General features: G+C 62.5%; 15 protein-coding genes. 6 read left to right on the plus strand and 9 right to left on the minus strand.

Annotation, left to right across the window (positions count from 1 at the left end; translation table 11 throughout):
• Positions 1 to 21: 21 nt before the first annotated feature.
• The 3 genes from HWY05_RS38605 to HWY05_RS03610 form a co-directional block, all read right to left on the minus strand.
• A complete protein-coding gene (locus HWY05_RS38605) occupies positions 22 to 150 on the minus strand; it encodes a hypothetical protein (protein ID WP_279614070.1) in 129 nt (42 codons plus the stop codon).
• Between the two features lie 110 nt (positions 151 to 260).
• A complete protein-coding gene (locus HWY05_RS03605) occupies positions 261 to 983 on the minus strand; it encodes a site-2 protease family protein (RefSeq protein WP_035558419.1) in 723 nt (240 codons plus the stop codon).
• Positions 984 to 993: 10 nt separating this feature from the next.
• Positions 994 to 1,836 (minus strand): DUF2167 domain-containing protein, encoded by an 843-nt coding sequence (locus HWY05_RS03610; protein WP_051980921.1) that lies wholly within the window; start codon positions 1,834 to 1,836, stop codon positions 994 to 996.
• A 333-nt stretch (positions 1,837 to 2,169) separates the two neighbouring features.
• Between HWY05_RS03610 and HWY05_RS03615 the strand changes: the two genes are divergently transcribed.
• Positions 2,170 to 3,264: a porin gene (locus HWY05_RS03615; RefSeq protein WP_035558426.1), complete on the plus strand. Its 1,095-nt coding sequence runs from the start codon at positions 2,170 to 2,172 to the stop codon at positions 3,262 to 3,264.
• 127 nt (positions 3,265 to 3,391) lie between these two features.
• Here the strand turns inward: HWY05_RS03615 and HWY05_RS03620 are convergent, their stop codons facing one another.
• The gene (locus HWY05_RS03620) at positions 3,392 to 4,210 is read right to left on the minus strand and encodes a helix-turn-helix transcriptional regulator (RefSeq protein ID WP_176057406.1); all 819 of its coding nucleotides are present in this window, start codon (positions 4,208 to 4,210) and stop codon (positions 3,392 to 3,394) included.
• Positions 4,211 to 4,288: 78 nt separating this feature from the next.
• Here HWY05_RS03620 and panB point away from each other — a divergent pair, with 78 nt between their 5' ends.
• On the plus strand, positions 4,289 to 5,164 hold the full coding sequence (panB, locus tag HWY05_RS03625; protein WP_176057407.1) for a 3-methyl-2-oxobutanoate hydroxymethyltransferase: 876 nt from the start codon (positions 4,289 to 4,291) through the stop codon (positions 5,162 to 5,164).
• A gap of 62 nt (positions 5,165 to 5,226) precedes the next feature.
• Here panB and HWY05_RS03630 read toward each other — a convergent pair whose 3' ends face one another.
• A complete protein-coding gene (locus HWY05_RS03630) occupies positions 5,227 to 5,829 on the minus strand; it encodes a hypothetical protein (protein WP_176057408.1) in 603 nt (200 codons plus the stop codon).
• A gap of 1,006 nt (positions 5,830 to 6,835) precedes the next feature.
• Between HWY05_RS03630 and HWY05_RS03635 the strand changes: the two genes are divergently transcribed.
• Entirely contained in the window at positions 6,836 to 8,872 is a 2,037-nt protein-coding gene (locus HWY05_RS03635; protein ID WP_244146481.1) for a hypothetical protein, read from the plus strand.
• A gap of 71 nt (positions 8,873 to 8,943) precedes the next feature.
• On the opposite strand, the gene HWY05_RS03640 is transcribed toward HWY05_RS03635, so the two are convergent.
• Positions 8,944 to 10,098 (minus strand): MBL fold metallo-hydrolase, encoded by a 1,155-nt coding sequence (locus HWY05_RS03640; RefSeq protein ID WP_035558442.1) that lies wholly within the window; start codon positions 10,096 to 10,098, stop codon positions 8,944 to 8,946.
• Between the two features lie 83 nt (positions 10,099 to 10,181).
• Between HWY05_RS03640 and HWY05_RS03645 the strand changes: the two genes are divergently transcribed.
• On the plus strand, positions 10,182 to 10,820 hold the full coding sequence (locus HWY05_RS03645; protein ID WP_176057410.1) for a TetR/AcrR family transcriptional regulator: 639 nt from the start codon (positions 10,182 to 10,184) through the stop codon (positions 10,818 to 10,820).
• A 138-nt stretch (positions 10,821 to 10,958) separates the two neighbouring features.
• On the opposite strand, the gene HWY05_RS03650 is transcribed toward HWY05_RS03645, so the two are convergent.
• Positions 10,959 to 11,963 (minus strand): fatty acid desaturase, encoded by a 1,005-nt coding sequence (locus HWY05_RS03650; protein ID WP_208459074.1) that lies wholly within the window; start codon positions 11,961 to 11,963, stop codon positions 10,959 to 10,961.
• A 278-nt stretch (positions 11,964 to 12,241) separates the two neighbouring features.
• Here HWY05_RS03650 and HWY05_RS03655 point away from each other — a divergent pair, with 278 nt between their 5' ends.
• Positions 12,242 to 13,429 carry a glycosyltransferase family 9 protein gene (locus HWY05_RS03655; protein ID WP_176057411.1) on the plus strand — a complete coding sequence of 396 codons (1,188 nt, stop codon included), beginning with the start codon at positions 12,242 to 12,244 and terminating at the stop codon, positions 13,427 to 13,429.
• Between the two features lie 132 nt (positions 13,430 to 13,561).
• Here HWY05_RS03655 and HWY05_RS03660 read toward each other — a convergent pair whose 3' ends face one another.
• The gene (locus tag HWY05_RS03660; protein ID WP_035558450.1) at positions 13,562 to 14,989 is read right to left on the minus strand and encodes a cytochrome c peroxidase; all 1,428 of its coding nucleotides are present in this window, start codon (positions 14,987 to 14,989) and stop codon (positions 13,562 to 13,564) included.
• 117 nt (positions 14,990 to 15,106) lie between these two features.
• A complete protein-coding gene (locus tag HWY05_RS03665) occupies positions 15,107 to 16,798 on the minus strand; it encodes an alkaline phosphatase family protein (protein ID WP_035558454.1) in 1,692 nt (563 codons plus the stop codon).
• A gap of 442 nt (positions 16,799 to 17,240) precedes the next feature.
• Here HWY05_RS03665 and HWY05_RS03670 point away from each other — a divergent pair, with 442 nt between their 5' ends.
• Positions 17,241 to 18,269, plus strand: coding sequence for a linear amide C-N hydrolase (locus HWY05_RS03670; RefSeq protein WP_279614071.1), 1,029 nt, complete (start codon positions 17,241 to 17,243; stop codon positions 18,267 to 18,269).
• Positions 18,270 to 18,296 lie beyond the last annotated feature (27 nt).

Below are 18,296 nucleotides of genomic sequence, written 5' to 3' on the forward strand. Positions count from 1 at the left end.
AGTGTTCCGTGTTGATCGACACTACCAGTTTCTAGCGCGCCAAAACGACGATGCCGCCAGGCTGGCGGCATCGTCGTTTTCAATGTGTGTTCGGAAACGGGCCGCCTCGTTCAGGCGCGCCACCAGCGCTTCAATTGCAGCGGGATCCATGTCGTTTCCATCGCGCGAGTATACCGTCGCTTGCGCCGATGTGCCACCCGGGCATGAATCCGGGTGGGTTTTGCCGGGTTCCGCCGGCTTTTCCCGACGTCATACCTCGCCTAACCGTGGTGAATGTCCGTGAGCATGGTGCGTACGCCGAACGTCATCATCGCCAGAAAAACGAGCAACGCCAGATAATAAAACGCGTAGCTGAACTTGACCGAGGCCGGCAACGCGTAATACCGCACGTTCTGCGGATCGGCGGCGTCGTAGTGCCAGGCGCGCTTCAACTGCGGCAACGCCAGAATCGCCATGATCACCAGCAGCGGACTCGGGCGGTACAGGAACAGCGCGAGCAGCACCGGCACGCCGGCAAACCAGATACGCGGCGACAGCACCGCCGTGATGCGGCCGCCGTCGAACGGCGATAACGGAATCAGGTTGAAGAGGTTCAGAAAGAACCCGGCATACGAGAGCGCCAGCAGCAGATTGCTATCCGTCCGACGCGCAATGAAATAGCAGGCCAGCGCCGCCAGCGTGCCCGCAAACGGACCCGCGAGTCCGACATAGGCTTCAGTCTCCGCGTCGTGCGGCAGTTCCTTGAGCTGGATCCACGCGCCGACGAACGGCACGAACGTCGGCAAGCCGACGTCGAGGCCGCGCTGCCTCGCGGCAACGTAGTGCCCGGCTTCATGCACGAACAGAAGCGCGACGAAGCCGGCGGCAAATGGCCAACCGTAGAACGCGGCATAGACGGCGATGGTCAACAGCATCGAGCCGGTCGTCGTCAGCACCTTGCCGAGCTTCACGCCTCCCAGCAACAGGATCAGCAGTTTGCTCATTGCGCGCGCCTCATCGGGGCTCCTGCCGGTCCGTTGTGACGGACGCCACCGGCGGCGCGGGCACGCGTTTTTTGAAGCGCCGCCTGATCGCGGCAGCGGCAAACGGCAACACCACGCCGATCTTGGCGAACTTGGCGACGAACGCGAGGAACACGGCCAGTAGCCCGAGTTTTTTCGCCGCGACGCCGACGACCAGCGCGGCAAGACCGTATTCGGCGACGTGATCGGTCGTCTTGTCGAAATCCGCGTAGTGCTTGCCGTTATCGAAGTCGATGTCGGCCAGCAATCCGTCCGCGATGATTTTGCTCTGGTTGAACGCGGCAAGGTGCGAGGCGACGCCTAACAGCAGGTGGCCGTCGCGGCCCAGCGCCACCGTCTCATAGTTGACGTACCGATGCGCGTCGTCATCGGGTTCGCCCTGCTTGTGAGAGATCGCCGCCCACATCACGCGGTGCATCGTCGTGTCGTACGTGGGCGGCTGTGCCCAGCCTTCGACGTCCAACTCCGGAACGCCGTGCGACTTGCGGACCGGATTCGATTGCGCCTGAAGGACCCGCATTCTGCGAAGCAGGTCGTCCGCCTTCCAGTTTTGCGCGTCGTCGTCGCGCACATAGCCTTCTTTGGCGAACGAGAGAACCGCGCCCCAGCCCCCCTCGTCCCGAGCGGGAAATACCATGCCGACCAGCACCTTCTCGTTGACCGCTTGTCCGTAGGCTCGCATCACGCGCGCCGCCGCCTCGGCGGGAAGGAATACATCGCCCGCCGGCAGCGAAAACGTGGCTTCATCGGATATCTTGATGCTGCGCGGACCCGCGAGCGCCGACTTCTCGACAATCGCCTTGATTGTCGCCATGGTGGCCTCGTATTGCCCGCTTTGCGCCGACGCTAATGAAGACGTCAACAACACGGCAATAGACAACGCGCATTTCAGGAATGCTTTCACACAGCCCCCGCTCGAAAATTTTAATTCTTATGTGCTCGCCTGATGAGTCTATTGATTTTCTATTCGGCGAGTCTGACTGGTTTTCTACAGCACTCCGCTAACGAACTACTTTCAGTTCGTTGAATTCGCAACAGATATTGCAATTCACCACGACGCAATCGCGATGAAAGCTTATCTCCGTAGAATCCCGCCACGACAGCAATCCAACCAATAAATCAACTATTCTGAGAGCTCGGGGAATTAATGAAACTCGCCAAATACCTCCTTTTGCCGACGCTTGGCGTCCTGTCGAGCCTGGCTCACGCGCAAAGCAGCGTGACGCTGTACGGATCGATCGACGAAGGATTCGAATACATCAGCAATCTGGGCGGCCATGCTGACTATGCGCTGGTGAGTAACACCCAGCAACTGGGCAGCCGTTGGGGTATTAAAGGCACCGAAGATCTGGGCGGTGGCGTCAACGCGGTCTTTCAACTCGAAAACGGTTTTAGCCTGAATAACGGCAGCGCTCTGCCGAATGGGCAGATGTTCGGCCGCCAGGCGTATGTGGGGATCGGCTCGAACCAGTTCGGGACGGTGACGCTCGGACGGCAGTACGACTCGGTAGTCGATTATGTCGCGCCGCTGGCGGCGGTGGGAAGCTGGGGCGGTACGTTGTTCTCGCATCCGTTCGATGCCGACAACCTTAACGAAACCATCCGGATCAACAACTCGGTGAAATACACCAGCGCCGACTACGCGGGATTGCAGTTTGGTGGCTTGTATGGCTTCAGCAATCAGGCGGGTGCGTTCGCGGATAACCGGGCATGGAGCGTGGGTACGCGATATCAGAACGGTCCGTTGTCGGTCGCCGCGGCGTATATGAATATCGACGGTGCTAGCGCTACAACGACCGGCGCCGTCGTTGCGTCGCCCTATCTGTCGGCACAACAGCGCGTGGCGGGCGTCGGCGCGAACTACACGATCGGACCGGCCGTGCTTGGCCTGGTTTACACGCATACCGATATCGTCGACCGGCCGACCTTTCCCGTCAGCACGGTCAAGTTCGACAACATCGAGTTCAACGCTAAAGTCAATATCACTTCAGCGTGGTATCTGGCCGCCATGTATGGCTACACTCACGCTTCCCTCACGTATTCAGGCGGACGCGACCATTCACACGACAATCAGGTCGGTCTGATGGCGGACTATCGCCTGTCGAAGCGAACCGATCTCTACGCACAGGGCGTCTACCAGAAGGCTTCGGGGAATCGTATTATTGCCTTGATCGGCAATAACAGCGGATCGTCAGATTCGAACCAGACCGTCGCTCGCGTCGGCATCCGCACTTCGTTCTGATTTGCCGACACGATAACAAGTCGGACATAGACGCGAATCCGGGCGGTTCGCGTCTGGCGGTCTGGCTGGACGGTGCTCAACACCGCCAGCCAGGCCGCGTCATCTGGCGCGCCGACTCACGTCGACCTCACTGAATGTGTTCAAACCCGTTGACGCCCCGCAGTGCAAACGCCCGTGGCGTCACGCCGAACCGGCTATGAAACAGCGTGATAAACGCCGACGTCGACTCATACCCCAGCGACGCCGCCACGCCAGACACCGCCTCGCCTCTCTCCAGCAACGGCAACGCCGCGAGCAGACGAACCGCCTGCCGCCACTCGGTGAACGACAAGCCCGTATCGCTGCGGAACACTCTCGATAGCGTGCGACGGGTCGCGCCCACATAAAGCCCCCACTCGTCGAGACTACGCGGATCGCCTGGATTAGCGTGCAACGCGCGCGCGAGTTTCAGAAGCCGCGGATCCGTCGGCATAGGCACGACTAACGGCGCCGGCCGCAAGCGCCTGATGCGGTCCGCGAGCAGGCACACCAATGCGCCGTCCGGACCGTGCGTATCGTAATGAACGGGCAACTCGGAAGTCGCCAGCACCAGTTCGCGTAGCAGTGGCGTCATGCAAAGCAGCGCGCACTCGCTCGCGAGGCTGGCGCCCGTCAAACTGTCGTCGAGATACAGGCTATGAAACGCCACGCATTCGCGCGTGACCACCGTATGCGCGACGTGCGGCGGAATCAGCATCGCGTAGTGCGGCGGTAGCAGATGGTGGCCGTGCGGCGTGCTCACTTCCAGCACGCCGGCCGTTGCGTACATGAACTGCGCCCACGCGTGACTGTGCGCGCTCACCGTGCCATTGCCCGGTATCGCGAAAGCACGCACGAATAACGGTCGCGGCAGCGCGCTCATCGGCGGCACCAGGTATTCGTCTTTCGTTTTTCCCGCGAGCAGCATAACGTGTCCCCCCAGCGCAATTCCACACAGGAGGCGGATGATAACGTGACGCTCCTTTATCAGCATCGGAGAAGTCGAATGAGCACGCACAAGGCCGCGACACGCAAAACCACGATAGATATCCGCGCACTCAAAGGCGCGGGACGTCTGGTTTCTCTCACCGCGTATTCCGCGCCGATGGCGAAACGGGTGGACCCGTACGTGGACGTGATCATCGTCGGCGATTCAGTCGGAATGGTGCTGTACGGCATGCCGAGCACGCTGGGCGTGACGCTCGACATGATGATCGCGCACGGCAAAGCCGTCGTGCGCGCGTCGGACAACGCGTGCGTGGTGGTCGATCTGCCGTTCGCGACGTATCAGGCGTCGCCCGCCGAGGCATTTCGTTCCGCCGCTCGCCTGCTCGCCGAAACGGATGCGCAAGCGGTCAAGCTCGAAGGCGGCGTCGAAATGGCCGAGACGGTGCGCTTTTTGTGCGAACGCGGTGTGCCGGTGATGGCGCATATAGGCCTGATGCCTCAGCAGGCGAACGCCATGGGCGGCTTCAAGGCGCAAGGTATCGACGAGCGCTCCGCCCAACGGATCTTCGACGCGGCGTTAGCCATGGAACAGGCCGGCGCATTCTGCGTGGTGATCGAAGGCACGGCCGAAGCGTTGGCGAAGCGCATCACCGAAGTACTGCAAGTGCCGACGATCGGCATTGGCGCGTCGCCGGCGTGCGACGGGCAGGTGCTGGTGGCCGAAGACATGCTCGGCGCGTTTAGCGCCTACACGCCCCGCTTCGTCAAGCAATACGCGGAGACGAACGCCGTCATGGAAGTCGCGATCAGACAGTATGCTGATGAGGTTCGTAGCGGAGCGTTTCCTGAGTCGAAGCATTGCTTCGCGTACGGGAAGCGGCTGGCGATTTCTGGCAATGACGTACTTCGCACGGCAGCCACATTGCCCGTGTGATCGATGAGGTGCGGCGCAGGCAGGGGCCGACGTTCATTGTTTCCAGCGGGATATCGGACCGATCATTCGTTCCGGACGGCCCCATCGCCGTATCTGTACGGTATCAGCGAAGCTATCGCGCCGGCCCAGAGAATCAGCCCCGCGCAAAACGGACCTGAAGAACTCGCGGGTCCCGCATCCGTCAGATGGGGGTAGACAAGCGCCACCAGCATCAAGGCAATTCCGATCACGTACCGTGCCTTCGACTTGAAGACAACCCCAATAGGAATGAAATGCGCGCCGATCGTAAAGATCACGAACGGCATTATCCAGATGCTTTGGTTCAGTTTCGTAAGCACTGTGGCCCCGACGATAATGATCGCCCACTGAGCCGCGTTGATGATGTTAAAAGCTCGCGATTGCCTGAGCCTGCGCGGTGTGCCTTGATTAGCACGATAGGCGGATCTATTACGCCGGAACTGGGCAGACGAGAGCAGAAGAAGACCGACGCCCGCTGCCACGATGATCAGCAGGACGCCGAGCGCTGCACCGTACACCTGCAGGCACCCTAAGACCAGCCAGGCTGCGCCGAATACAGTGAAGAAGATCGCACCGATCGCACGGCTTGCGCGCACCTCCGATTGCTGCGAGGTCTGATCGGTTTCGATATGCTGGACAGCGCTCATATACCGCCTATGCATTTAGGTAGGTCACTAACAGAAAGCATCTTTAAGCTGAGAAGAAACGTTCCGTTCTTATCCACATCAAAAGCTGGCTGATTGTACACATCACTACTATTCCGACGCCTCTATTTATAGGAGCTTATTACCTAATTATTGCGCGCGGAAAAGTCACCTTGCCAAACCAAATCGCATATAAAGACAAATCCACCGAAAGAAAAAGAAGCCCCTCCTGGAGATGGTCCCCGCGTCGGACGGACGCGTATTGGACCCGGACAACACGATCGTGCGAATGCCGCCGGACCCGCCCAGAAGAAAGCGCGCCTTGAGTCGCGCAGGCAGCGTTCGATGTGTCTCCGGCAACATTAGGCTTCTATATGGCCACTATCACCGCCGGGTTCAAAGTCGGCGGCACCGCTTTGTCTGATGCTGCTGCCCCCTCTGATTGCGCTGCTCGCTGCGTTATATGTGCGTGTCCTGGATGCACACGAAGCGCATTGATGAACGGACACGGATGCGTGGCTCTTTGTGGTGAGTCATTGACTCATTCGTGACGCGTCGTTTAATGCGCGCTTATGTTTAATCTATTTGGCATCGTCTTTATCGTCGATATCCGTCGATGCAATTCGATGCGTCATTGCCTTGGGAGCCATTTGTTCCGGGCATCAATAGAAGCGCTAAAGCGCATTGAATCCGATGCCTGCGTCGATCGTCATGTCACGTTACGCCGAGTGGGAACAGTGTCCTGTTCTCTCGTGACACGCGACACACGCAACGCGAACGCATGCCGTTCAACCCGCCTTTAACCCGCGCTGTAGCGACGCCCCGCCTCGTCGCGACGACGAAGTGCCAATTGGCACGTTCTCTGCAGTTACACGCCTCGCATTCACCTCAGCGGCACTAACCAACACAGAGAGGCAGGGCGATGGAAAAGAACTTCGCAGGGACTGCGGTTACCGCAATAGCGTTGTGCGCGGCTGCAGCATTCGGCATGGCTGCAAGCGGAGCGGCCATGGCAGATTCGACGGTGCCGAGCGCCGGGCTGACATTGGGCGTCGGCGCGGGCGTGACGCCTGGCTCGATTGCGTTGGGCGTCGTCGGCGGTGGCACGGCCACGGCTAACGACGTCACGGTGACGGTGGGTGGCGCGGGCGGTGTCGCGATCAATTTCGGCAACCAGCCGCTTGCTCCGTTGACGGGCTTGCTGGGGACGGTGACGGGGAGCTTGCCGGGAGTGGGCGGCACGAATCCGTTGGCGCCGGTGACGGGTGCAATCAACTCGGTGACCGGTGCACTTTCCGGCGCTGCTGGTGGTAATCCGCTCGCGCCAGTAACGGGCGCCATCGGGACTGTCACGAGCGCGTTATCGGGCGCAGCCGGTAGCAATCCGCTGGCACCCGTGACGGGTGCAATCAACTCGGTGACCGGTGCACTTTCCGGCGCTGCTGGTGGTAATCCGCTCGCGCCAGTAACGGGCGCCATCGGGACTGTCACGGGTGCGTTATCGGGCGCAGCCGGTAGCAATCCGTTGGCGCCGGTGACGGGTGCAATCAACTCGGTGACGGGTGCACTTTCCGGCGCTGCTGGAGGCGATCCTCTCGCGCCAGTAACCGGCGCCATCGGGACTGTCACGAGCGCGTTGTCCGGCGCAGCCGGTAGCAACCCTCTGGCACCGGTGACCGGCGCAATCAACTCGGTGACGGGTGCATTGTCTGGCTCAGCCGGAAGCGATCCGCTCGCACCGGTCACAGGTGTCGTCAACACCGTCACGGCTTCGCTCGCCAATGCCACGAGTGGCAATCCGCTCGCCCCGGTGACTGGTGCGGTCACCTCAGCGACGGGTGCACTAACCGGCGCAATCGACTCCGGCACAGGCAGTCTGTCGAACACGATCAACTTGACCACCGGCGTACTCACCACGGCTGTCGATTCGACCACCGCCAACGTGGCGAACAGCGTCAATGGAACGACAGCCGTCGTCGCTAACGCGGTGGACTCAGGTGCGAGCACGGTGTCGACCGCCGTTAATTCGCTGACCGGCATCGTCACGGGCGCAGCAGGTAGCAATCCGTTAGCGCCTGTCACGGGCGCGGTGAACTCCGTGACGAGCACGCTTGCCGGTGCTGCTGGGGGCAATCCGCTGACTCCCGTTACGAGCGTAGTCAACTCCGTGACGAGCACGCTCGCTGGTGCAGCCGGAAGCAATCCGTTGGCTCCCGTCACAGGCGTAGTCAACTCCGTGACGAGCACGCTCACTGGTGCAGCCGGAAGCAATCCGCTAGCTCCCGTTACGGGCGTAGTCAACTCTGTGACGAGCACACTCGCTGGTGCAGCCGGAAGCGATCCGCTGGCTCCCGTCACAGGCGTAGTCAACTCCGTGACAAGCACGCTTGCCGGTGCAGCTGGAAGCAATCCGCTGGCTCCCGTCACAGGCGTAGTCAACTCCGTGACAAGCACGCTTGCCGGTGCAGCTGGAAGCAATCCGCTGGCTCCCGTTACGGGCGTAGTCAACTCCGTGACCAGCACCCTCGCAGGCGCCGCAGGCAGCAACCCGATCGCCCCTGTAACAAGCGCCCTCAGCTCGGCAACCGCGCCGATCAGTGGAGTGGTCAACAGCGTGACGAGCACCCTCGCCAGCGCTAACCCGATCGTGCCGATCACCAGCGCGCTCAGCACGGTCACGGGGACCGCCGGCTCGTTGACGGGCACCTTGTCGGGTATCGCGAAGAGCAATCCGATCGTGCCGCTGGCCACCACGGTGACGACCACGCTCGGCAACACGCTCGCCTCGACGACCGGCATTACCGCGTCGGTCACGGGTCTCGTCAACGCGGGTGTCGGTGTATCCAGCAGTGTCGTCAACGCCGGTGCAGGCGCAGCGGCGACGACAAGCGGTTCGACAAGCTCGGCGGCATCGGGTCTGCTCGCCCCCGCAACCGGTCTGGTCGCCGGGCTGACCTCAGCCGCCTCGCACACGGGCAGCGGCACGACCGCGCTCGCACCGGTGACGAACCTGCTCAGCGCCGTAACCGGCGCATTGCCCAAGTAAGCGGGCGGCGCTTTCAAAGCGGGGCCGGCTTCGTTCTCCTGCAAGGGGATGAAGCCGGCCCCGCAACGTCATCACGAATTCGCCGGCCCCGCACCGCGGCACGAGAACCAGCGCCGCGGCGTCTTCGGCGCGTCGGCAACCGCTGCAACGTCGACGGCATCGACGACCTCGACCACCTTGCGCCACCACCGCTCGCCGCGATGCGGCGCGGCGAGATCCAGCCGCTCGCCCATACGCGGCGTCGACAGCGCAATGCCGCGCACAGCGGCCAGTCCGATCACGCGCTCGAACGGCTCGTACCACCGATGCATCGCCAGATCGAACGTGCCGTTATGAATCGGCACCAGCCAGCGGCCGCGCAGATCGGTATGCGCCTGCACGGTGTCGTCGGGCTGCATGTGGACGTACGGCCAAAGTTTGTCGTACGCGCCGGTTTCGACGAGCGTCACATCGAACGGACCCAGCCGCTCGCCGATCGTCTTGAAGCCGTCGAAGTACCCGGTATCGCCGCTGAAAAACACCCGCAGATCGCCGTCGACGATCACCCACGACGCCCACAACGTGCTGTTGCCATCGAACAGGCTGCGACCGGAGAAATGCTGCGCGGGCGTTGCCGTGAACGCGATGCCGTCGATCTCCACACCCTGCCACCAGTCGAACTGGCGCACCTTGCGCGCGTCGATGCCCCATTCGATCAGCCGGTCGCCGACACCCAGCGGCGTCAGAAACACGTTGGTCGTGGCGGCGAGCGCCAGCACCGTCTCGCGGTCCAGATGGTCGTAGTGATCGTGCGACAGGATCACGCCGGCCAGCGGCGGCAGATCGGCCAGCGCAATGGGCGGCGCATGAAAGCGCTTCGGCCCGAGCCGCCGGAACGGCGACGCGCGTTCGGCGAACACCGGATCGGTCAGCCAGAACTGCCCGCGCAGCTTCAGGAGCAACGTGGAATGCCCGAGCCGGTAGAGGCTGCGGTCGGGCGCGGCGTCGAGCTGCGCGCGCGTCAACGTGTCCACCGGCAGCGCACCCGTCGGCACGGTGCCCGACGGTTTGTTGACCAGCACGTTCCACGCAATGCTCAAGGTCTTGGCGAACCCTTCCACCGGCCGCGGCTTGACGTTGCGAAAGCGCTCGCCGTCATGCTGCGCCGACCCTGGCGAACGTTCGCGCCCGCGTCGTGCGGCGGTGAAACCCAAAGCATGGCGGATGGAACCGATGAGCGAAGTCATGTAAGACGCCTCGACGCAAAAAGTAGACTACCCAGTGTAGTTTATTTTTGAGAAAAGTAAACTACCCGGTGTAAAATTTCGCGATGGACCCGAACGACACGCCCCAACGCCTGACCGACCGCAAGCGCCTCGCCATCATCCGCGCGGCGATCGAAGAATTTCTCGCGGCCGGTTTCGACGCGACCAGCATGGACCGCATCGCCGCCAGCGCGACTGTCTCGAAGCGCACGGTGTACAACCATTTCCCCAGCAAGGAAGCGCTGTTCGCGGAGATCCTGCGGCAGTTGTGGGAGGCCAGTCACGAAGGCGAGCCGCCCGCCTATCGCGGCGACCGGCCGTTGCGCGCGCAACTGCTCGCGCTGCTGTCGCGCAAGCTGAAACTGATTAACGACGACGCGTTCCTGTCGCTGGCGCGGGTCGCGATCGCGGCGGGAATTCATTCGCCGGAGCGCGCGCGTGAGATGGTGGCGCGGCTCGGCGAACGCGAGGAAGACCTGACCGTCTGGGTCCGCGCAGCCGCTGCCGATGGACGTCTCGACACGACGGATCCGCTGTTCGCCGCGCATCAGTTGCAAGGCCTGGTGAAGTCGTTTGCTTTCTGGCCGCAGGTGGCGATGGGGCAGCCGCCGCTGGGTCTGGATGAACAGCAGCGGTTGGCGGAATCGACGGCCGATATGTTTCTCGCGCGCTATGCGAGCGCGTCGGCGGGCACGCAGGATTGAGCGGCATGCGGGCGTCTGGGGCGTGTGCGGTCGATCCGCGTTCGCTCGCGTCGGATGGTTCGCGCGTCAAACCCGTTAGCGCGATTCAGCGGCCAGCTTAGTCCACGACTCAACCGCTAACTCAGCGCCCTCGCCCACTCAACGCACCCGGCCGAAGCCGCGAAACTGCCTTAGCGCCGCGCTGAAATAAGCCTCATCCTCAACCACAACCGACGCTGACGCCGACGCCGCGCCAAGCTCGCGCGCCAGCGCCGGAAGCGCCGTCCACGGCATGGTGGGATGCCGGTGATGCAACTGGTGCAGATGATGATTCATCAGCACCCCTTGCCAGACGACCGGCACACGAAAGTTGCGAGCCCGCTGCGGAGTGTCGAGCGAAACGTCGTAATGCGGCAGGTTGTCCGCTATCGAGAGCCACACGCCGCGCAAATACATCGTCACGGCAAGCGCCGGCCACCACGCGCCATACAGATAGAACGCGCCGCCATGCAGCACGATCGACAGTAGCCAGTCGCGCCGAATGCGACCGCGTCGCTCCGGGTTGCCGGCAAAGCCGGTGAACAGCCGCTGCACGTCGTCGCCCGCCGGGCCTTCATTGCCGATCTGCGACGCGACCAGCCGGCACGTCCACCGTGCCGGCAGAAACGACAGCAGCGGCAACGCCATTTCCGCCAGATACAACCCGCCCAGCAAACGCAGCGTATAACCGGCCCGGGCATAGGCGCGAAGCGTCGTGCCGTCGTGGACGTCCGGTTGATCGTAGGGCTCGCGCGTAAAACGATGATGCATCAGATGACCGAAACGCACGGCGTCGAACGGCAACAGATAGGCGATGGCGAGCAAGCGGCCGAGCGCTTCGTTGAGCCGCCGCTGCGGCAGCAACTGGCCGTGAATCGCTTCATGGATCAAGCCCCAGTGCGTCGGCGCCAGCACCACGAGCGGCACGGCAAAACAGAGCGCGGCCACGCCCCAGTGCCGTAACAGAAACGGCCACGCGACGAACTGCAGCACCATCGCCGCGCCGACGAGCGTCAGCAGCGTCAGGTTCGCGCGGCGGTCGATCGCGACCTGGCGCGGCGCGCGCCGCACGCGTGCCGGCTCGGACACATCGGGTTCTGCTGCGGCGCATGCCTGTGAGTCCATCGGTTCTCCGTCGACGACAAGTCGTCGCAGAACTTAGCAATGCGTTGTGACAGTCTGAAGAATTGCGCCCGCCCCATGCGCGATTCGAGCGGCACCGCCGCTTGCCAATTCTTACGCGTCCATCCGGCGACGACGTTTTATCTCGACGCTTCCTCTCGCGATACCGCCATGACAGCGACCTCCGCGCCTCTGTACGCCCGGCCACACAGGCTCGTGAGGCCTCCATGCACAATCGGGGCGATATCCGGGCGGCCGCCCCCTTTCCGCGTGGAGCAACCATGGGTTGGAAGAGTTGGAAGAGCCTTGCCATCGAAACGCCGGTCTGGCTGGCCGGCCGCTTCTATCCGCCGCGCTTCGATCCGCGGCGCGCCATGCCGCGCGAAATTCTCGTGCTGCGTCCAAACGACTTCGGCGAACTTCTGACCACCACGCCGCTCTTCGAAGCGCTGCGAAAGCGTTTTCCGACGACGCGCCTGATCGCCGGCATCGGCGCCTGGGGACGGCCGATCCTCGAGAACAATCCGTTCGTCGATGAAATCGTCGAGATCGACGCGCCCTGGAACAACAAGCTGGTCGACGACCGCTCGCATCGCAACGTCCTGCGTTTTCTATGGCGCTCGCCGCAGGTCGCCGCATTGCGCGCGCGCGGCGGCGTCGACGTCGGCATCGACGTGCTCGGCAGTTATATGGGCGCCGTGCTGCTGATGCGTGCCGGCGCGCGCTATCGCATCGGCGTGCGCGGTTATCGCGGCGGCTGGAGCGGCTGTCAGGCGCACATCGAATTCGCCGCGCGTCAATGCGGACGCGCGGCACTCGCGCAAGCCGAGTTGCTGGGCGCGACGGAACTGCCCGAAGCGCGCCCGCAACTCTTCCTGACCGACGACGAACGCGCTCACGCCACACGCATCTGGAGCGCCTGCGCGGATGCGTCGGGCCGCCGCGTCGTACGGATCGTCGCGGGCGTGGGCGCTGGCGTGAGCAGCAAGGCATGGGACGCGCGTCAGGCAGGCGCCGCGCTCGCGCAGATCGCGCGGGCCATCGGCAAAGGCGGCGATGTTTGCGACGTCGTGATCGTCGGCAGCGTAGCGGATCAGGCGCGCGCCGCCGAAGCGATCACCACGGCGGGCATGGGCGTATCGATCCGCTCGGTGGCGGGCCAGGCGCCGATGCGCATCACCTTCGCGCTCACCGAACAGGCCGACGTCGTGCTGACCAATTCGTCGATGCTGATGCACGTCGCGGCGGCGTTTCACCGGCCGACCGTGGCAGTGATCGGCGGCAGCATTACGCGGCCCGAGCGGCACGATGCGATCTGGGGTTATCCGCCGCCGTATCGCAGCGTGTCCCCCGAGCAGGTTGTAGCGGACGAACCCGCGCGCAACTGGCCGGGTGTCGAGCGGGTCGTGCAAGCGGTGCTGGAATCCATCGGCAGGCAACGCACGCCGGCGGCGGATGCGGCGGCTTGAGGTGAGCTCGAAGTGAGCTTGATGCGATTGAGCCAGACCCAAAACAGAAGGGTTGCGTCGATCCCGACGCAACCCTTCCGAGCCCACCTAACCTGCTGACCGCTCGCTACACACCGGGCGGTCTTTCATCGCTTAAGGCTTGTACCCGTCGTTCAAGGTCTTCAGGAACGCGATGATGTCCTTGATATCCGCATCCGTCATGGCCGGCTTATCGCCGAATTTGCGGTCGAACGGTGCATCCTTATCGTCGATGTTCGCCTGGTACTTGACCGGCAGATCGTCGTACTTCTGAACCTTGCCGTCCGGTCCGAGCGGATAGAACTTCTTCGGATCGGTATTGCGATCGTTGTAGAACGCCATCACGTCTTCGAGCGTCTTATACACGCCGTTGTGGAAGAACACCTGGCGCGTCGACACATTGCGCAGCGTCGGCGTGAGGAACATGCCGCAGTACTGCGTCTGGTCCTTGATGTCCGTCCGGAACGGACCACAGATGCCCATATCGTAGAAGCTGTGATCCTTGTTGACGGCCAGATGCGGATTGCGCGGCACGCCGAGCGCTTCGTACTGATAGTCCGTGAACATCGGCGGCAATCCGTCCGTACCCGGCTTCGAAAGATGGCAGCCCGCGCAGTTCGCCTTGTTCGGGTCGTTGAACAAACGCAGTCCGTGCAGTTCGGCCTGGCTCAAGCGCGCCTTGCCTTCCAGCCAGTAGTCGTACTTGCTGGTGTACGGATGGAACGCCTGCTCTTCCACCTGATAGCGCGCGACCGCGAACATCGCTTCCGACATCGCGAGGTTCGTGTTCTGGAACACGTTGGGACCGAACAACTGCAGGAAGTCTTTGCTGTACTGCGTGTGCTGAAGCTTCGTCAACACGTCGCCCGCATTCGCGTTGGCCATCTCGACCGGGTTGAGCATCGGACCGGACGCCTGCAATTGCAGCGTGTCGGCACGACCGTCCCAGAACAATCCGCCTTGCGGCACCATCGCGGGCGCGGCCGGCGCTACGCCGGCATTCTTCTGCGCGCGAGCCACGCCGGTGGCCGCACTCGCAGCCGCCGTCAGATCCGGGGCAACGTCCGCGTCGCCCTGATCCGGGCCGATGCTGAAGTTCGGCTGACGGTACAGGTACATCAGCGATTGCGGCGGCCGATAGCCTTCCAGCGTCAGATGCGCGCCGCCCAGTTGCACTGCCAGATCGTTCGGCGGACCAAACGCATGGTCGGGGCTATGACACGAAGCACACGACTGACGACCCGACGCGGACAGCGTCGGATCGAAGAAAATTTTCTTGCCCAGTTGCGCGACGGCACTCAATTGAGGCGGTGCAACGGGACGCTGAAGCGCGATCGGCGTGGCGTTCGCGCCGGTGAGGTCCTCGACCATCATGCCGACGGCCGCGGGCACGCGCGACGGATACAGCAGCGCCCACACGCCAAACACGACGGCGGCGAGAATCACTGCGACGACAAGCTGCACAAGCAAACGCCGGATACCGGATCCGGGCGGGTTCTGAATAGGACTTGTTTCCGTTGGGCGAGCTGAGGAGGCGGGCATATGAGCGACGACAAGGGAAGCTGAAAGCGAAAAATGTTGCCAGCCCAAATGGACTGGCAACACGGGGATACTGCCTGCTTCGCATCGACGCAACCGCGCCGATGCGATTCACGACTTTTAGATAGCCGGGACCGACGAGACCACCGTGCCCAGATTCGGGTCGACGAACACGGTCGGGTTGTTGCCGCTGCCGCTGAAGTTGAACAGGCTCATGATGCTGCCTGCCGTGGCGTCGAACGAACCGCCGCCCAGGCGTTGGCTACCGAGCCAGTTGTCTTCGATGAAACGAACCACGGATGCCTGGCTGATCGGCGTGTGGTCAACATAATTGACCTTGGCCCACGGCGAGATCACGAGGAACGGAATACGCGTACCCGGGCCGCAACGGCCGTTGACCACGCCACCATTCACGCCCACCGGAGCCGTACCCGTGCCGCACTTGCCGGCGCCGTTCAGCTGGTCAGCTTGCGAGTCGAACGACGAGCTCGTCGTGTTCGCGAACGCATGGTCGTACCAGCCGTCCGAATCGTCCCACGCCACGATCACAGCGGTGCTCTTCCAGTCCGGCTGTTGCTGCAGGAAGTTGACCACCTTGGCCGTGAAGGCCTGTTCGTCCAGCGGATCCGAGTAACCAGCGTGGCCGTCCTGGAACGCCGGTGCCTTGATGAAGCTGACCGACGGGTAGTTACCGGCCTTCACCGACGCGAAGAAGTCGTCCGTGTCGTACTGGTGGTTAGCCGGTTCAGCGGTCTTGCCGTCGGCTTCCAGCGAGTAGCCGATCTGGGCCGTCGCGCTCGGGCGCAAGTGTTGCGGGTTAGCCGTCGACGCGAAGTACTGGAACCAGTTGTGGTGCGGGATGTAGTCGTTCGTCGGCTGACCGACCACCGGCGACACCGTGCTGCGCAGGCAGCCCGTCGTATTGTTCGCGTTGACCGTGCTCAGGTTGAAGCCGCCCATGAAGCCGCCCCACGTGAGGCTCTTCGCGTTCAGCAGATCGCCGATGTTCTTGCCGGTCATCATGATCTGATCGGTCGTGCTCGAGCAGGTGTCGCCGCCCGGGTCCGCGTCGTTGATCAGCGTGAAGCCGCCTTGACCGTCGTTGACGTAGTACGAGCTCGACGCCGTCGTCAGATTGAATACCGGGTGCGAGGTCTTGATGATCTTCACGCCGTTGTTCTGACCGGAAACGACTTCGAGTGCGCCCGGCGTCGACGGACCGTACGTGTCCGTGTACGCGTTGTCGCTCATCGAGAAATGCTGGGCATAATTCCACAGCGCGCCCACGGTGTTGCCGTCGTAATAGCCCATCACCTGGCCGCTCGTGCCGAATGCGCCTGCGCCGCCGCTCGAGCCTTTACCCGTGTACTTCGGGAACAGGTCGGCCAAACCGTTATCGTAGGCTTGCTGCTCTGCCGTGTAGGCGTGGTTCTGGTCGGCCGTTGCCGCTTGCGTGCGGTCCAGGCGGAACGGGTTCGCCGCGCCGGCGCCGTTCAGCGTGTTGGTCAGGTTCGGGTTGGCGGTGAGCAGCGTGCCGCTCAGACCGTTGACCGTCGGCGTGCCTGCGGCTGCGCTGAACGCCGGTTCACCCGTCGGGTTCCCCGCCACCGGGTAGGTCGCGAAGTAATGGTCGAACGAGACGTTCTCGTTATAGATCACCACGACGTGCTTGATCGGCGTGGACGTAGCGGCCTGGTTCTGCACGGAGATCGGCGACAGCGTGTTGCCGTTTCCGTTGTTGCCGCCGCATGCGTATAGCGAGACCGCTAACGCAATGCCGGACACGCCAAACAGGAATGCTCGGGAAAACATAGGTGTTAACTCCGGATGTCGTTCTGCTAGTTATTCTTTAACCGCTTTCTATTGCACTTGAGCGGCCGTGTGGGGAGCGTTTCAATACCCGACGACATTGGAACACCGCGCCGTTACGGGGAAATGGCGCTTTGCTTACCTCGACATTACGGATTTTGCGTGACTGGAGGCAGATTGAAGGGTTTGGCGAGGCCCGGCTTGCTTAGGAAATCAGCGCCGCTGCCCTGCCCGCAGAATGCGCTAACGATGTAAAACGATTGTGAACGCAACCTTCTTGCAACCGGTTTTTTTGAAGCGCGAATTTGAAGCGCCGATATGAATTGGCTCCATTCGCCCGCTTCTATCCAATACAAATAATTGAATTGTTACGTCATCCAGAATGTTCATAGGATTCTGAAAATACCTCCTATGATGGGAAAACCAACTTCGGGGGAGACAGACAATGTGCACCGACTTTCTTCTTAAAGCCGCTGATGGAAGCGTAGTGAATGGCCGCAGCATGGAGTTCGGCGCCGAGCTGAATTCCAGAATTCTCGTGATAGGCCGGGGTACACCCATGCACAGCACGACGCCGGATCTTTCGCACGGTCTGCGCTGGACCTGCAAGCATGGCATGGTCGCGATCAACGCGTTCGGCCTGCCCATTGCAACGGACGGTGTGAACGAGGCCGGCTTGTCGGTCGGCGTGCTATGGCTGCCGGGCATTACGCAATATGCCAGTACCGCAAGCGATCCTTCGCGCGCCCTGTTCGTCGGGCAACTCGCGAACTGGCTACTCGCGAGTTTCGCTACGGTAGGCGAAGTGAGAGAGAGTCTGTCGGGCGTCGATATCTGGGGTGGCGGCAAAGCGGTGGAGCAACGGCTTCCCGTTCACTTCGCGATTCATGACAGGCACGGCCATAGCATCGTGATCGAGTTTACGGACAAGTCCGGCAAGCCCACGGTCTACGACAATCCTGCGGCCGTGCTGACGAATGCGCCGGCGTTCCCGTGGCATCTGTCGAATATCGATAACTTCGTGGGCTTGCATGCCCGCGACGCGGAACCGCTCGAAGCAGGACACACCGCGTTCAGTCCGTGCGGCCACGGCAGCGGCATGAGAGGTCTGCCGGGCGATTCGACGCCGCCGTCCCGCTTTATCCGGGCGTTCTATCTGAAGCGCTTTGCAACCCAGCCCGCCGACGCGGCGTCGGCGCGCAATCTCGCGCTGCATCTTCTGAATACCGTGGATATTCCGCTGGGCACCAGCCGCTCGCTGCCGGAAAACGGCAAGACCGAAGACGATTACACGCAATGGGCGGTGGTCAAGACGCTCACCGCGCCGTCACTCGGTATCCGCACCTACGGGAACACGACGCTGATGGAAATCGATCTGAAGCAGATCGACCTGGAGACGCCCGGAGAGCGAACCTACCCGGTGCCGACCGAGCCTGTCGCGATCAATATCAGTGTGACGCTTCGGCCTCAGTAACGCCGCTGTCGGTGAGCGGGCCGCGCA

The sequence above is a fragment of the Paraburkholderia sp. BCC1876 genome (genome assembly GCF_902833695.1).
Taxonomy (GTDB): domain Bacteria; phylum Pseudomonadota; class Gammaproteobacteria; order Burkholderiales; family Burkholderiaceae; genus Paraburkholderia.

Bases quoted from the DNA above. Each gene is read 5' to 3' on its own strand.
- HWY05_RS38605 (WP_279614070.1), bottom strand. From the start codon at position 150: ATGGATCCCGCTGCAATTGAAGCGCTGGTGGCGCGCCTGAACGAGGCG.
- HWY05_RS03605 (WP_035558419.1), bottom strand. From the start codon at position 983: ATGAGCAAACTGCTGATCCTGTTGCTGGGAGGCGTGAAGCTCGGCAAG.
- HWY05_RS03610 (WP_051980921.1), bottom strand. From the start codon at position 1,836: ATGGCGACAATCAAGGCGATTGTCGAGAAGTCGGCGCTCGCGGGTCCG.
- HWY05_RS03615 (WP_035558426.1), top strand. From the start codon at position 2,170: ATGAAACTCGCCAAATACCTCCTTTTGCCGACGCTTGGCGTCCTGTCG.
- HWY05_RS03620 (WP_176057406.1), bottom strand. From the start codon at position 4,210: ATGCTGCTCGCGGGAAAAACGAAAGACGAATACCTGGTGCCGCCGATG.
- panB (WP_176057407.1), top strand. From the start codon at position 4,289: ATGAGCACGCACAAGGCCGCGACACGCAAAACCACGATAGATATCCGC.
- HWY05_RS03630 (WP_176057408.1), bottom strand. From the start codon at position 5,829: ATGAGCGCTGTCCAGCATATCGAAACCGATCAGACCTCGCAGCAATCG.
- HWY05_RS03635 (WP_244146481.1), top strand. From the start codon at position 6,836: ATGGCAGATTCGACGGTGCCGAGCGCCGGGCTGACATTGGGCGTCGGC.
- HWY05_RS03640 (WP_035558442.1), bottom strand. From the start codon at position 10,098: ATGACTTCGCTCATCGGTTCCATCCGCCATGCTTTGGGTTTCACCGCC.
- HWY05_RS03645 (WP_176057410.1), top strand. From the start codon at position 10,182: ATGGACCCGAACGACACGCCCCAACGCCTGACCGACCGCAAGCGCCTC.
- HWY05_RS03650 (WP_208459074.1), bottom strand. From the start codon at position 11,963: ATGGACTCACAGGCATGCGCCGCAGCAGAACCCGATGTGTCCGAGCCG.
- HWY05_RS03655 (WP_176057411.1), top strand. From the start codon at position 12,242: ATGGGTTGGAAGAGTTGGAAGAGCCTTGCCATCGAAACGCCGGTCTGG.
- HWY05_RS03660 (WP_035558450.1), bottom strand. From the start codon at position 14,989: ATGCCCGCCTCCTCAGCTCGCCCAACGGAAACAAGTCCTATTCAGAAC.
- HWY05_RS03665 (WP_035558454.1), bottom strand. From the start codon at position 16,798: ATGTTTTCCCGAGCATTCCTGTTTGGCGTGTCCGGCATTGCGTTAGCG.
- HWY05_RS03670 (WP_279614071.1), top strand. From the start codon at position 17,241: ATGTGCACCGACTTTCTTCTTAAAGCCGCTGATGGAAGCGTAGTGAAT.